At 72.6% G+C, this 14,554-nt stretch carries 11 protein-coding genes and 1 pseudogene; 7 read left to right on the top strand and 5 right to left on the bottom strand.

What is annotated here, in order from left to right; translation table 11 throughout:
- Positions 1-138 precede the first annotated feature (138 nt).
- Entirely contained in the window at positions 139-1,389 is a 1,251-nt protein-coding gene (locus OG373_RS39310; protein ID WP_405443666.1) for a saccharopine dehydrogenase family protein, read from the bottom strand.
- A gap of 103 nt (positions 1,390-1,492) precedes the next feature.
- Here OG373_RS39310 and OG373_RS39305 point away from each other — a divergent pair, with 103 nt between their 5' ends.
- Both OG373_RS39305 and ligA read left to right on the top strand, forming a co-directional pair.
- A complete protein-coding gene (locus OG373_RS39305; protein WP_405443665.1) occupies positions 1,493-2,224 on the top strand; it encodes a TetR/AcrR family transcriptional regulator in 732 nt (243 codons plus the stop codon).
- A 228-nt stretch (positions 2,225-2,452) separates the two neighbouring features.
- A complete protein-coding gene (gene ligA / locus OG373_RS39300; protein ID WP_405443664.1) occupies positions 2,453-4,534 on the top strand; it encodes an NAD-dependent DNA ligase LigA in 2,082 nt (693 codons plus the stop codon).
- A 161-nt stretch (positions 4,535-4,695) separates the two neighbouring features.
- On the opposite strand, the gene OG373_RS39295 is transcribed toward ligA, so the two are convergent.
- Positions 4,696-6,867, bottom strand: a complete 2,172-nt coding sequence (locus tag OG373_RS39295; RefSeq protein WP_405443662.1) for a hypothetical protein — start codon at positions 6,865-6,867, stop codon at positions 4,696-4,698.
- A gap of 157 nt (positions 6,868-7,024) precedes the next feature.
- Here OG373_RS39295 and OG373_RS39290 point away from each other — a divergent pair, with 157 nt between their 5' ends.
- On the top strand, positions 7,025-7,528 hold the full coding sequence (locus OG373_RS39290; RefSeq protein ID WP_405443661.1) for a GNAT family N-acetyltransferase: 504 nt from the start codon (positions 7,025-7,027) through the stop codon (positions 7,526-7,528).
- A gap of 369 nt (positions 7,529-7,897) precedes the next feature.
- On the opposite strand, the pseudogene OG373_RS39285 reads toward OG373_RS39290, so the two are convergent.
- Positions 7,898-8,200 (bottom strand): annotated as a pseudogene (locus tag OG373_RS39285) (DUF6882 domain-containing protein); the annotation flags it as partial.
- Positions 8,201-8,503: 303 nt separating this feature from the next.
- On the opposite strand from OG373_RS39285, the gene OG373_RS39280 reads away from it, so the two are divergent.
- Complete coding sequence (locus OG373_RS39280) at positions 8,504-8,863, top strand: hypothetical protein (protein WP_405443660.1); 360 nt, start codon at positions 8,504-8,506, stop codon at positions 8,861-8,863.
- Positions 8,864-9,145: 282 nt separating this feature from the next.
- Positions 9,146-9,700 (top strand): flavoprotein, encoded by a 555-nt coding sequence (locus tag OG373_RS39275; RefSeq protein WP_405443659.1) that lies wholly within the window; start codon positions 9,146-9,148, stop codon positions 9,698-9,700.
- A gap of 46 nt (positions 9,701-9,746) precedes the next feature.
- Here OG373_RS39275 and OG373_RS39270 read toward each other — a convergent pair whose 3' ends face one another.
- Entirely contained in the window at positions 9,747-10,319 is a 573-nt protein-coding gene (locus tag OG373_RS39270) for a GNAT family N-acetyltransferase (RefSeq protein ID WP_405443658.1), read from the bottom strand.
- Between the two features lie 126 nt (positions 10,320-10,445).
- Positions 10,446-10,799: a hypothetical protein gene (locus OG373_RS39265; protein ID WP_405443656.1), complete on the bottom strand. Its 354-nt coding sequence runs from the start codon at positions 10,797-10,799 to the stop codon at positions 10,446-10,448.
- 372 nt (positions 10,800-11,171) lie between these two features.
- Here OG373_RS39265 and OG373_RS39260 point away from each other — a divergent pair, with 372 nt between their 5' ends.
- Together OG373_RS39260 and OG373_RS39255 are read left to right on the top strand one after the other, a co-directional pair.
- The gene (locus OG373_RS39260; RefSeq protein WP_405443655.1) at positions 11,172-13,082 is read left to right on the top strand and encodes an ATP-binding cassette domain-containing protein; all 1,911 of its coding nucleotides are present in this window, start codon (positions 11,172-11,174) and stop codon (positions 13,080-13,082) included.
- A gap of 57 nt (positions 13,083-13,139) precedes the next feature.
- Positions 13,140-14,540, top strand: a complete 1,401-nt coding sequence (locus OG373_RS39255) for a hypothetical protein (RefSeq protein WP_405443654.1) — start codon at positions 13,140-13,142, stop codon at positions 14,538-14,540.
- Positions 14,541-14,554: the final 14 nt, after the last annotated feature.

The following is a 14,554-nucleotide window of genomic DNA, read 5'->3' as shown; positions in this document are numbered from 1 at the left end:
GCGGGAAGGATACTTCAGCAGACTGACACCGTCGCCCGAGGCCCCTGCCACCCCTGGCCCTGGAGCCAGGGCTTCGACGCATTCGCCTGATGTCGGTCCGCGCCCGTCCAAGGCGAAGGAGCGCGAGGTGCCCCGCGGTCAGTGGCCCGCGGTCCGGGCCCCGTCGCTCTGTTCGCGCATGCCCCACGGGGAGCCGTACGCGGTGAGCAGGTCGAGGAAGGGCTGCGGCGGCAGCGCCTCGGGGCCCAGGACGCCGGACTGCGCCCACACGCCGGTGGCGAGGAGTTCGAGGGCCACCACCGGGTTGACGGCGGTCTGCCAGACGACGGCCTGGGAGCCGTACTCGGCCATGGACCACTGGTTGTCGACCACGTGGTAGAGGTAGACCTCGCGGGGCAGGCCGTCCTTGGTGCCCTTGACCCAGGTGCCGGCGCAGGTCTTGCCGGTCATACGGTCCCCGAGCGTCGCCGGGTCCGGCAGGCAGGCGGCGACCACGTCGCGGGGCGAGATGCGGACCTCGCTGCCGTCCTCGCCGCGGACCGCGACCCGGTCGGTGGAGTCCAGGCCCAGGGCGTGGAGGGTCTTGAGCTTGCCGATGAAGTCGTCGCCGAGGCCGTACTTGAAGGTGACCCGGCGGGCTCCGACCCAGCGCGGGATCAGGAGGACCTCCTCGTGTTCGACGTTGACGCACTCGACGGGTCCGATGCCCTCGGGGAAGTCGAAGACCTCCGGCTCGCTGAAGGGCTCGGTGGTGAACCAGCCGCGCTCGCGCTCGTAGACCACGGGCGGGTTGAGGCACTCCTCGATCGTGGTCCAGATGTTGAAGGACGGGGCGAAGTCGTAGCCCTCGACGGTCAGGTTGGCGCCGTCACGGATGCCGATCTCCTCGATCTCGTCGAAGAGCCGGTCCGCCGCGTAGCGGGCGAAGACGTCCGAGAGGCCGGGCTCGACGCCCATGCCGACGAGGGCGAGACGGCCCGACTTCTCCCACTCCCCGGCCCGTTCGAACTGCTCGTCGCCGAGCTTCACCCCGCATGCGCTGTGCGGGTGGTCGGGGTGCGGGCGGGAGAGGGACATGGCCATGTCGACGTAGTGGCTGCCCGCCGCCAGTGCGGCGTCGAACAGCGGCATCACGAACCGAGGGTCGGTGGCGTTCATCAGGACGTCGCATCCGCGCTCGGCGAGCAGGCTCGTGACGGCCGCCTCGTCGCAGGCGTCGACGCGGCAGGCGCTGAAGCGCTGCTCCTGGCCGCCGAGGGCCGCGACGGCGGCCTCGGCGCGGGCCAGGTCGTAGTCGGCGACGACGAAGTGGTCGAAGAAGTCGCGGCGGGCGGCGATCTTGGTGATCGCGCTCCCGACACCGCCGGCACCCACAAGCAGAACACGCATGGCGAGGTCCTTTCTCTGTGAGGCGTGCGCCTCAGGGGGCTGATGCAACCCGTCGGCCCGAGTTAAGGTCAATGGTGTTGGCATAAGGACGGGAGGCCGGGAGATGGCGAAGGACGTGGTCCCGGAGGAGGCCCGCAGGCGGCGGCGCCCGACCCGGCAGGGGACGGTGCTCTCCGAGCGGCTGATCGTCGAGACGGCCCTGCGGATGGTGCGCGAGCACGGGAGCGCGGGCCTGTCCGCCCGGCGGCTGGGCGCCGCTCTGGGCGCGGACCCCAGCACCCTGTACCGGTACTTCGACGGCATGGACGGACTGACCCTGGCCATCGGCGAGGAGCTGATCGGGCGGGCGCTCGCGGGCTGGGCCCCCACCGGTCGGTGGCGCGACGACCTCCGCTCGCTCGGGCTCCGCATCCACGGCGCCTACCTCGCCCACCCCCAGGCCGCACTGCTGACCGCGAGCCGGGTGACCGGCCGGCCGCGCGAGATCGCGACCGACGAGGCGATCCTCGGGAGCCTGCGCGGCGCGGGGTTCCCCGATGCGGACGCGGTGCGGATCTACCACGCCTACATCGACCAGGCCCTGGCCTTCGCGGCGCTCGACGCGGGGTCCCTCGCGCTGACCGACAAGGCACGCGAGTCGGACGAGGAGAGGTGGGAGTCGACGTACGCCCGGCTGCCGACCGACGCGTACCCGAACATCGCGGCCACGGCCGGGCTGCTGGCCGCCCGGATGCCGCACAGTGCGTACCCGGTCGCGCTGGAGATGCTGCTGGACACCGCCGAGAGGCAGCTGGCGGACGCGGACACCGGCGGGGCTACGGGCCGGCGCCGCTGACCGGACCGGCCGGGCACGCTTGCGCCCACTGGCCGTCGGCCTGAACGGCTGGGCCGGAAACACGCTGATCCGCCAGGCGCTCACGGTGCCGGCGCGCGGTGTCCGGGGTGTTCCGGACCGGGCGCCCGACCGTGTACGAGGGGCCCGCGGACCGTACGACAACGGGCGTGCGGGAGGTGTGCCCGGTGCCCGGCCCGATTGTCAGTGCCTCGCGAGAGGATCACTGGCATGACGAACCTTTCCGCCGTTCAGGCGCTGTCCAGCATGCCCAGCATCCCCGTCCTGTCCGGCCGCTCCGAGTACGAGGCCGCGCTCGAGCGCCTGCGCACGGCCTCGGGGGCGTACTACGCCGACGGCGACAGCGCGATGGACGACGTGACGTACGACCAGCTGCGGCTCGCCGTGCTGGCGTGGGAGGCGGAGCACCCCGACGAGGCCGCCGCCGACTCCCCCACCGGGCAGGTCGGTGACGGCGCGGCCCCGGTCGGGGATGTTGCGCACACCACCCGGCTGCTCAGCCTGGACAACGTGTTCAACGCCGAGGGCCTGGTGGCGTGGGGCGAGTCCCTGCAGCGCCGGCTGGGCCGTGAGCCGGTCGGCGGGTTCACCGTCGAGCCGAAGCTGGACGGCGCGGCCGTGGCGGCCCGCTACCGGGCCGGGCGGCTCGTGCAGATCATCACGCGGGGCGACGGCAGCAGCGGTGAGGACGTCAGCCACGTCATCGGGCAGATCGAGGGCCTGCCCGAGCAACTGCCGGTGGCGGCCACCTTCGAGGTGCGCGGCGAGGTGCTGTTCACCCAGGAGCAGTTCGAGGCGGCGAACGCGGTCCGCACCGCGCACGGCGCGCAGGTCTTCGCCAACCCCCGCAACGGCACGGCCGGCACGCTGAGGGCGAAGGACCGCCCGTACCGGCTGATGATGACGTGTCGGACGTACGGCGCGGTCGAACTCGACGGGGAAGCGTTCCTGCCCGCCGGGGCCACGCACGCCGAGGTGCTGGCCGCGGTCGCGCGGGCCGGCGTACGGACGACCGCGGACACCCCGGCCGGGCTGCACGTGGTCGCCACACTCGCCGAGGCCCAGCAGCGGGTGGACGAGATCGCCGCGCTGCGCCCCGGGCTGCCGTTCGGTATCGACGGGGTGGTCATCAAGGTCAACGACGCGGCCGAGCAGGAGGCGGCGGGTCTGGGCAGTCGCTTCCCCTACTTCGCCGTCGCCTTCAAGCTCCCCGCCGTCGAACGGCAGACCGTGCTGGAGGACGTGGTGTGGGAGGTCGGCCGGACCGGAGTGCTCGCTCCGACCGCGATACTCGCCCCGGTGCTGATCGACGGGTCCACGGTGACCCGGGCCACGCTGCACAACCCGGCCGACATCCGGCGCCGGGACCTGCACCTGGGCGACACCGTGACGGTCTACAAGGCGGGCGACATCATCCCGCGCGTCCAGGCGGCCGTGGTGCCGCTCCGCCCGGCGGGAGCGGTGGAGGTACCGCTCCCCCAGGAGTGCCCGAGCTGCGGCGGGGAGATCAACAAGACCCAGGAGCGGTGGCGCTGCGCCAAGGGCGCGGCCTGCGCCCTCCCGGCGCTCATCGAGTACGCCGCCGGGCGCGAGATGCTCGACATCGACGGACTCGGCAGAACGTACGTCAAGGCCCTGGTCGACGCCGGTGACGTCGCGGACGTCGCCGACCTGTTCCGCCTGTCCCTGGAGCAGCTCACCACCGCCTCCGGGAGCGCCAAGCGGGCCGCGAAGCTCGCCGAGCAGATCGAGGCGGCGAAGGCCCGGCCACTGAACCGCGTGGTGTGCGCACTGGGCATTCTGGGGACCGGACGCAGCATCTCGCGCCGTATCGCCCGGCACTTCGGCACGATGGACGCCGTCCGCGAGGCCGATGCCCTGGCGATGCAGGCGGTGGACGGCATCGGCCCGGAGAAGGCCCCGGTGATCGTCGAACAGATCGCCGCTCTGGCCCCGGTGATCGACAAGCTCGCCGCGGCGGGCGTCAACATGACCGAGCCCCAGGACACTTCGGCGGCGCAGGATTCGGGTCCGCTGGCGGGCAAGGTCGTGGTGGTGACCGGCAAGATGACCGGAGCGCTGGAAGGCCGGGGGCGGGACGCCATGAACGCCCTGATCGAGAAGGCGGGCGGCCGCGCGGGCAGCAGCGTCAGCCCCAAGACCTCGATCCTGGTCTCCGCACCGTCGGCAGGCGGCAAGCCGAGCTCGAAGGCGGTCAAGGCGGCCGAACTCGGCGTCGAGGTCCTCACTCCGGAGGCGTTCTCCGAGCTGGTCGCCGAGTTCCTGGCCTGAGGGGGAAGGAGCCGGCGGCCATGCGAAAGGCCTCCGGCCGTCCCGCGTTCAGGCGGGGCGACCGGAGGCCTCAAGTCGGCGGCGAGGAAAGCGAAGGGACTAATTTCAAGGAGTGTGGAGAAGGAAGCCCCTTCATGGCCTCGCCACGGCCACGTTAACAGTCAGGCGGGGATCAGGTCACGCAGGTTTTCGGTAGTGACGATCCGCGACTGCGGGTGCAGCCCGGCGGGGCGCTCCAGGCCGATGTAGGTGACGGGCCCCGCCGGAACCGTCTTGCCGTCCCACAGAGTGACCGTCGTCGCGCTGCCGGTCATCAACTCGGTGAGGTGGCGCACGGTGAGCTGCTCGCGCTCGATGATGCCGCGCAGGAGCGTCGCCACCGTGGCCCGGTTGCCCTCGACCCTGTTCGACGACGGAGTCCCCTTCAGGTAGAGGTGCAGCCACTTGGCGCGCCACCGGCCGTCCGGACCGCGCAGGAAGACCAGCGGCAGGGCGACCCGGCCCGGACCGCGCAGCTCCGACTTCATACGTACCGTGCGCGGCTCGAAGGGGCGCCCCTTCTGCTCGCCCTCGCGCAGCATGAACCCGAAGAACGACTCCTCCACCTCCTCGAAGCCCTCCCCGGAGTAGATGTTGATCTGCGGCACGATGCAGGCGGCGCGCACAGCGCCCAGGCGCAGGTTGATGAACTCCGAGGCTCCGTCGGGAGCGTTGGTGATATCGCCCGAGTGCTCGCCCTCGACCCCGCGCAGGTTGGTGTAGGACAGCCAGGATGCGGTCGAGTAGTCGGCGTTCAGCAGCGCCGCCGACAGGTCGTAGTCGGTGGACTTCTCGCTCTGCTTCCAGTAGGTGAAGAAGCGCAGCAGTTCTCCGTCCACGCGCGACACCGAGCCGCGCGGCAGCACGCCGAGCCCGGACGCGGTGGCGTTGCCGCTGAGCGGCAGCGCCACGTCCAGGACGTCCGGGTCGACCAGCAGGTGGTCCGCGGCGGGCAGCCGGCGGCGCAGCTCCGCGTCGAGCGCGGCGATCAGTCGCTCGCGCTCGGGCGCGAACACCGGCCGGCGGGTGTCGTCGGTGACCCAGGCCCGGCCGAGGCGGTTGACGAACACGCGCTGCTCCCCGGTCTCCTGCTCGCGGTTGTGCAGGTGCTGGCGCACCGACAGCACGACCCGGCCGGAGACATCGGGGACCACCTGCTCGGCGGCGGCCACGACGACGTCGCGCTCCTCCTGGGTGAAGGAGTCGCGCAGCAGCTGGTCCAGGGAGCGGAAGAGCTTGCCGGGCGCGGCCTTCAGCAGTTCGACCGCCGCGGTGGTATCGCCACGGGCGAGCAGCTCCTCGACCCGGCTGTCCAGGGAGCGCGCCGTCTTCTCGCCGCGGGCGACGGCGAACACGTCGGCGGCGTAGGGCCACTGCGGGTACTCGTGCGGGTGCAGCCGCTCGCCGAGCCGCTTCCACATCTCGCGGTGGGCGTGCACGTCGGCGAGCTTGGCCGGCGCCGCGGCGACGACCGTGTCAAGGCCGGCGAGCAGCGCCCGGCGCACCGATCGCGGCAGGGTGCGCAGCCGTGTCGGCTCCTGCAGGGTCACATCGCCGCCCGCGAACGCGCAGGCCAGGCGGAGCACATCGGTGACCGTGTCCAGCAGCAGTCCCGCACCGGCCGTCAGCCGGGCCTGGTTGACCACGGCCCGGTTCTCCCGTACCGGGATCTCCTCGGGCTGCGGCCCGTCGGCGCAGTGGCCGGCGAGGTCCTGCAGATCGCGCAGACCGTCCTCGCCGAGAGGGGTCGTGCTGCCGGCCAACGCCAGGTAGAGGGACGTGATTTCGTCGTCGAGCGCCCCGCCCAGGTGCAGGACCGTCATACGGTCTCCCGCCGCGGCGATCAGCTCGTCGTGGTGGGTCAGCATCTCGGCGTAGGTGTGCCGGTAGTTCCCGTAGGAGGGGAGGGTGAGCAGGTCCACCACACCGGTGCTCAGCTGCTCCAGCGTGTTCGTGCGCGTCTCGTCGTCGGCGAGCGCGTCGGCGATGCAGCGCATCCAGAAGTCGAAGGTGTCGGGGACGTTGGCGGGGAAGTCGATGAAGTACGCGTTGTGCCGGACGTGGTCGCCGACCATCTCCCGTACGGTGCCCAGCGTCCCCACGGCGGTCTCGACGACCGCGCCCTCGGAGAGCCCCGACAGGTCCGCGAGCAGCTCGGCCGAGAGCTTGAAGCCCACGGACATCAGCGCGGCGTCGAACTGCTGCGCCGCGACTGCGCCTTCCCCGACGGGTCCTGTGGGGCAGGGGACGCGGTGGGTGTGCCGGATGACCAGGGGTTCGAGTCGGTGGACCATCCCGGGATGATCCCAGGGCGGGGCGAGCGGCCGCACCCGGTTTTCACGGTGCGCGAAGCAGGGGTTGAGGTGAGCCGGGGTCGGGCCGGGTCGGGCCGGGGTCGGGCCGGGTCGGGCCGGGGTCGGGCCGGGTCGGGCCGGGGATACGCTGAGGGGCATGCCAGCCCTGAACACCCCCGCACCGGGCACGCTGCGCCTGGAACCCGTCACCGCCGACAACTTCGACGCGGTCTGCGCGATACAGGTACGCGCCGATCAGGCGCACCTGGTCTCCCCCGTGGTGAAGTCCCTCACCGAGGCGTACGTGCACACCGCGACCGCCTGGCCGCGTGCCATCGTCGACGGCGACGAGGTCGTCGGCTTCGTGATGGCCTTCCACGACATCGTGTGGGACCCGGCCACCGACCCCGACGACCGGCGCAGCGGGCTCTGGCGCCTCAACATCGACGCCCGCCACCAGGGCAAGGGTTACGGCCGCTTCGCCGTGCATGCCGTGACCGAGGAGATCCGCGCCCGCGGCGTCGACCACGCGTACGTCAGCTGGAACACCGGCGCGAACAGCCCCGAGCCCTTCTACCTCGGCCTCGGCTTCCACCCCACCGGCGAACTCGCCGGCGACCAGCGCGTCGCCAGGCTGCCCCTGACCCCGAACCGGACCTGACCCGACCGGACCGGACCCGACCGGACCCGGCCTGACCCGACCGACCCGGTCTCGGCGAGCGTGCGCGGCGGGTCGCTCAGGCCATGGTGAGGCGCACGCCGGAGATGCGGTCCGCCGCATCGAAGGCGACCTCCGCCCCGCCGCCCCCGGGAGCTCGGTGAGGATGCGGTTCCCGTCCTCCCGCCAGGGCAGCGCGTGGTACTCCAGGTAGCCGGTGACGACCCTGCGGGCCGAGCGGCCGATCAGGCCCGCCCCGGTGACCAGCTCCCGCGGCAGCGCGACCGTGTCCAGCGCCGCCCGGGGAACCTGCGGGTCGTCCGGCAGGAAGTACACCCGTGTGTCCGGGCCCGCGGGGAGGCCCAGGTACCCGGGGGCCTCGGCCACGCCCATACCCGCGAAGGCGAGCGTCTCCGCCGCGCGCCGGGGGTCCGCGAAGCCGGACAGGTCCACGGCCTCCTCGGTGAACTCGGGAATCCCGTGGGCCCGTCCGTACCGTTCGACCGCGCCGGTCAGCGCCACGACCTCGCTGCCGCGCAGCCCCGGGTTGGCCCATCCCCACATCCAGGAATGCTCGTTGGTGTCGTACGTGCCGAGGACGGCTATCCGGAGCTCCAGGCCGCCCTGCCGGTACAGACAGGACGGAAGATCGGCCGTCCAGGGGCCCTCCGGCATGAACCGGGTCAGGGCTTCCAGTTGTGCGGCGCCCCAGGCCGCATGCCGTTCCGCCTCCAGGAGGAACGCGTCACTGAACTGTTCATTCACCATGGTCATGTCCACGACCCTAGCGACCCTGCCCCGGGTCCCCGCACTCCGCACGACCGGCCCCGACCGACATCGGACGAGTTCGGGACGAGCCACGCCGCGTACGTAGCCGCTGGTCACCGGCCCGAACTGGGTGCGGAAACTCCGTAGGCGCCGAATGCGCGGGGCCGGTATCGTCCGTCCGGTCCACCGACCCGAGTCGACCCGAAAGTGATGCAGATGACCAGCCGGCAGGCAACGACGACCCTCTGGCGCCCCACCGGCCCCGAGGAGCTGAAGCTGGTCCGCGCGCTGAACTCGCGTGCCTGGCCGCCCCGGCTGCCCGAGCAGCCGATCTTCTACCCGGTCCTCAACGAGGACTACGCGATCCGGATCGCCCGGGACTGGAACGTGAAGCACAGTGGCGTCGGCTTCGTCACGCGTTTCGAGGTCGAGTCGGAGTTCCTGAGCCGGTATCCGGTCCAGCAGGCCGGCGGGGAGACGATCCTGGAGCTCTGGGTGCCGGCCGAGGAGCTCGACGAGTTCAACGCCCACATCGTCGGTGAGATCCAGGTCGTCCACGAGTTCCGCTGAGGCGGTCGGCGGCCCTGCCCCGAGGCTGCGAGCCCCGCACCGCCCGGCGCGGTGCGGGCCGGCATCCCACCACTGCTGTCGGCCGGGGAGACCGTACGGTCCGCTCGGCGGACCGCCCCACTCCGCTCGGCGCCGCAGGCCTCCGCCCACCGGAGTGGGGCGGCCCGCCGGATGCGCTGCAGCGGATCCGGGTGGCGCCCGTACCCGACCGAGTACGTCCGCAGGAAAGCCGGCCGTTCCGGATAGCGCGATCATGGTCAAACAATGTGATCATATGGCCGCATGACCACGAGGACTCTCCACCTGCTCTGTTCCGCCGCCCCGCCCGTCTTCGACATCGCCCATGTCATCGAGGACGCCCAGACCCGCGGCTGGGACGTGTGCCTCGGCCTCACCCCCACCGCTGCGCACTGGCTGTCCGAAAGCCTCGACGGACTCGCCGCCCTCACCGGCCACCCGGTCCGCTGGCAGTACAAATTCCCCGGCCAACCCGACGTATGGCCGGTGGCCGACGCCCTCCTCTTCGCACCCGCCACCTTCAACAGCATCAACTCCTGGGCCCTCGGTCTGACCAACAATCTCGCCATCGGTCTGGCCGCCGAGGCAACCGGCAAGCGCATGCCCGTCGTCGCGATGCCCTGCACCAACACTGCACTCGCCGCGCACCCGCAGTTCGAGACCTCCCTGAGCACCCTGCGCAATGCCGGAGTCGAACTCCTCCACGGCGAGACCGGCTACTCCCCCGACCCCGCCGACCCCGACGCCCCGCTCCACTTCCCGTGGCCCGCCGCCCTGAACGCCCTCGACGCCCGCACCCGCATCTCCCCGCAGATCTAGACATAGGCATAGGCACAGGGCGGGGCCCGGACCGAGGCGCAGAGCGTCAGCGCAGGTCGAGCCGCATCAGGATCCGAGGATGACCGGCCAGCACCGAGGTGGTGTCCGCGGCGTGGACGAACCCGGCGCGCTCGAAGTTCTTGCGGATCCCGGCGTACGCCATCGTCAGGTCGACCTTGGCGTCACCGTTGTCGAGCGGGTACGCCTCGATCACCGGTGCGCCCTGAGCACGGGCGAATTCGACCGCGCCGGCGATGAGGGCGTGCGAGATCCCCCTGCCGCGGTGGCCGGGGCGTACCCGGACGCACCACAGCGACCAGACCGGGAGGTCGTCGACCTGCGGGATCGTACGGCTGCGCGCGAACGAGGTGTCCGTACGCGGGGCCACTGCGGCCCAGCCGACCGGCTCGTCGCCGTCGTGGGCGAGTACCCCGGGAGGGGGTTCGCCGCGGCACAGCGCGGCCACGTACGCGCCGCGGGCCGGCCCGCGCAGCTCGTTGTTGAGCTTGGACGGGATCCGGTAGCTCAGGCACCAGCAGACGTTGGCCCCGGGTGACTTCGGGCCGAGCACGGCACGGACGTCTTCGAAGACCGAGGCCGGACGAACGCTGAGGACCATGGCGCCACCCTGTCACGGCGGATGCGGCGACGTCGTCGCATCTCTGCGCCGTGTCCCCGAGGAGCGGTGGGCCCACTGTCAGGTTCACCCGCCCGGGCGCGCCCGCTTACCCGTCCGACCCGCCCTTCAGCACCGGTAGGGCCAGACGCTGACACGGCTCCTGGCGGCACGTACCTCCACCCACGGGCCATCGGCGTAGTCCGGCGGCGTACCTGCCGGATCGACATCGAAAAGGATCAGCGCGCCGCCCACCTCCAGGACGGCCGCTCCGTCCTCGGTGAGGCTCAGCCTCCCCCGGAAGACGATGTGGGAGCCGTCCTCCCGCACCTCGGACGTGGAAGCGGCGGCCATGCGGGTGTTCCCCGCCCAGGCGATGTCCTCGTCGACCGTCCACTCGACGTGGTGCTGACCCTCCGCCGCCTCACCGGCGCCGTCCCGCCAGACCACGACGGCGCTTCCCACCTCCGTACGCACCCGCACGGACGTGGGCTCCCCTGCCGGCTGCCGCACCGGCTCCACCTGTACCAACACCCCGCCATCATCCACGGCCTCCCCGCAATCGATTTCCGGGGGCCGCCCGCCGTACCGGCCGGTTCCGGCCAACCTCTCTTCCCGCTGTGCCCGGCAGCCCGGCGGCACGCGTACACGATCAGCGGCCACCGCTGGGGAGCAGTCGCCACGAGGTAGGCCAGATCCGGCTGCTCCGCCCCCGGGCCTGCGCTCTACTCACTCCCTCCAGTTCCCGCGACCACGCAGCCGCCCCTCCGCACACCGCGGAGCCGGGCTTCTCCGCCATGCGCCGGAAGCGGCCGAACCGGCCTCCACGACAACCCAGTTGAAGGAGAAGACAGCATGTCCGAGCAGCAGGACACCCGGCGAAACGAGCAGCAGGCCGGGCAGCGGAACAGCGCCGCCGCACCGCCCACCCCTCCCGAGTTCAAGTACACCTGGGGCCAGCACAACGAGACCATGGAGGCGCTGTCGCTGGGGCAGATGGCCCGCCGCGTTCCCTCCGCCCTCCGGCAGACGGCCCGGCTCGCCCTCGCCGTCAACCGCACCGCGTTCCATGTGCTGGTCACCGCCCAGATCCTGGGTGGCATCTGCACGGCCGCGGCACTCGCGGCGATCTCCCGGGCCATGGTCCCGCTCCTGGCGGGCAACGGCGTCCAGGAGCGGATCTCGGCCGCGGCGTGGCCGCTGGTCGTCGCCGCCGCGATGACGGCGCTCGGCGCGCTGGCCTCCATCACCTCGGGCAGCGCGGCCCGCCGTCTGAATCCCGGCATGGCCACCCTCGCCGACCTCGCCATGGTCGACGCCCACATGGACGTCGAACTCGCCGCCTACGACGCCCCGGACTTCACCGAGCGCTCCGAGGCGGCCGAGACCGGATCCGCCCGGTCCGCCATGCTGCTGCAGGACGCCCTCGGCTTCACCGGCGGCCTGATCGACATGCTCGCGGTGGCGTCCGTCCTCGCCGTCGTCCACCCGGTGCTGTTGCCCCTGCTCCTGCTGTCGGTGGTTCCCCGCGGCCTGGGCTCGGTCTACGCCGCCCGCCTCGACTACCGCCTCCACAACCAGACGATCGCCTCCCGCAACATCAAGCACATGATGCGCTGGCACCTGACCACCCCGAAGCTCGCCGACGAGCTGCGCGGCAACAGCATGCGGCCGTACGCCCACCACTGGTACGCGGCCGTCTGCGAGCGCATCGACTCCCGGATGGTCAGCTCCGCGCCCCGCTACCTCACCGTCCATCTGATCGCCGCCTCCGCCTCGGGGGTCTTCGTCGTCGCGACCTACGGGGCCCTCGCGGGGCTCGTCGTCGGCGGCTACATGGCGATCGCCGCCGCCGGCACCGCGATCATCGCCATGCGGACCTCGACCGCCGCCCTGTCGCAGCTCGTCGTCTACGGTGCGGCGATGTTCCAGCACGCGCTCTACCTCGGCGACTACACCGCTTTCGTCGCCGAGGCCGCCCGGAAGTCCGGCCCGCGCGGACCGCAGGTGGTGGAGGGCGCCCCCGAGAAGATCCGGCTGGAGGAGGCCACGTACACCTACCCCGGCAAGGACACCCCCGCGCTCGGGCCGGTCTCGCTGACCCTGTCCCGGGGCGAGGTGATCGCCGTCGTCGGGGAGAACGGCGCGGGGAAGTCCACGCTGATCCGGCTGCTGACCTCGCTGACTGTCCCGACCGCCGGCACCGTCGCCTGGGACGGGATCCCGACCTCCGACGCCGACCAGCGCACCGCCTGGCAGCACGTCGGCCTCGTGACACAGTCGTACGGGTACTGGCCGTTCTCCGCCCGGGAGAACATCACCCTCGGTCAGCCCGACCCGCGCGGCGAGGAGGCCGTGTGGGACGCCCTGGACGCCGTCGGCATGCGGACGACCGTCGCGGAGTTCCCGGACGGCCTGGACACCCTGCTGGCCCGGTCGGTCTGGGGCGGGCACGAGCCCTCCGGCGGCCAGTGGCAGCGCCTGGCGTGCGGGCGGGCGTTCCACCGCAAGCCGGGGCTGCTGGTCATGGACGAGCCGACGTCGGCCATGGACCCGCGCGGGGAGCACATGGTCTTCTCCGGACTGCGGGACATGCACGCCGACCGGATCACGGTGATCGTCACGCACCGGATGGAGAACTGCCGCCTCGCCGACCGGATCATCGTGCTCGACGCGGGCCGGATCGCGGAGCAGGGCAGTTACGAGGAACTGGTGCGGCTGAACGGCTCCTTCGCCGAGCTCGTGCGCCTCTCCCAGGACCGGTAGCCCCTCGGCCGGGCGGCGCTGTCGGTGGGGCGGTCTGGACGGTCTAGCCTGCGTCACATGATCGATGGAGAATGCGCCGCACCGGCAGTGGGTGCGCTCGCCGACGAGGTCGCGGCGGTACTGGCCGACCGCCGCGACCCCGGCGTGCAGTCGTTCGAGCGTGTGCTGGGCGGCGTCGTGAGTCACAGCTTCCGGGACAGGGACGCGCTCGTCACCGCGCTGGGCTCCGTACCGCGCGAGTTCAGGGTGAAGCCGCACCCACTGGCGGGGTGCGTCGCGAGCGTCGTCGGCGCCGCGGTGGGCCCGGTCCGGGCGGCGGAATCCTGGGAGAACGCCGGGGCGGCGGGCTGGCTCGAACTGTGCCAGCACGTGGCACTGGACTACGTGGCCGGGGCGCGGATCGCCGAGGTCGCCGCGCGGCTGCGCGCCGGTGATCCCGTCCCGTTCCTGCTGTCCACGCCGAGCGGGCCGACCGGTGCCGTGGCGCCGTACGACCTGGTCGCGCGTCTCGCGGAGTACGAGCGTCTCGGCGTCCGGCCCGGACCGGCGGACCTGGGGCAGGCACTGCTGCGCATCGGCGGCCCTGTCGATCCCGACGTCGTACGCGCCGCCGAGGGGTTGCGGCCGGCGGAGGGCGCCCGCGTGGCCGACTGGCTCCGGCAGGGCGGTCTGCCCCGGCCGGCGTGGTGGCGGGAGCGCGAGGCCGGGGCGCCCGAGCGTCCCAGCAGGCGCCGGGGAGCACGGATCGGCCGCCGGATCCTGGTGGGGCACGAGGCGATCGAGGGGCGCGGCGCGTTCCCCCGGCGTTTCTGGTCGCTGTTCCGGAAGTTCGAGCCGCACCTCGCCTGTCCGCACTCGTCGCTGCCGGACGGCCGGGACGCCCATACGGTCGCCACCCTCCCCTGGCACCCGGAGACGGCGGCGGCCCGGCTGCTGACGGGTGTCGCATCGGCGGCCGACCAGGACGGCAGCGGCGCCCCCGCTTTCCTGGAGGCGCTCGCAGCGACCGACGGCCCGGCCGGACCCGCCGTGCATCTGGCCGTCGCCTACGGGCTCGCCTCGGTCCCCGAGCAGGACCGGGAGGCCGCCGTGCGGGCGCTGGTCCTGCTGGCTGCGCGGGGCCGGCTCGACGGGGAACTGCTCGGCCGTGAGCTCACCGAACTCGTGGGGCTGGGCACGCTGAAGGTGCCCCTGCTGATCGAGTCGCTGCGGGCTGCGGCCGGCGCCCCGCAGGGCGCCGGGGCCGTCTGGGCGGTCCTGGCCGGCGCGCTGCCGGGCCTGCTGGCCCACACCCGGCCGCAGGTGCACGGGGTGCTCCTGGCCGTCGCGGTGGACTGCGCGCGGCTGTCGGGTGCGCGCGGCGGGCTGGCCGAGGTGAGCGCGCTGGCGGAGCGACCGGGTTCGTCCCAACTGCTCGTGCAGGCACGCCGGTTGCATGACGTACTGGCCGGGCTGTGACCGGACGGGGGCCG

The organism is Streptomyces avidinii, from assembly GCF_045161815.1.
GTDB classification, from domain to species: domain Bacteria; phylum Actinomycetota; class Actinomycetes; order Streptomycetales; family Streptomycetaceae; genus Streptomyces; species Streptomyces avidinii.
This window is presented reverse-complemented; position numbering and strand designations above follow the sequence as displayed.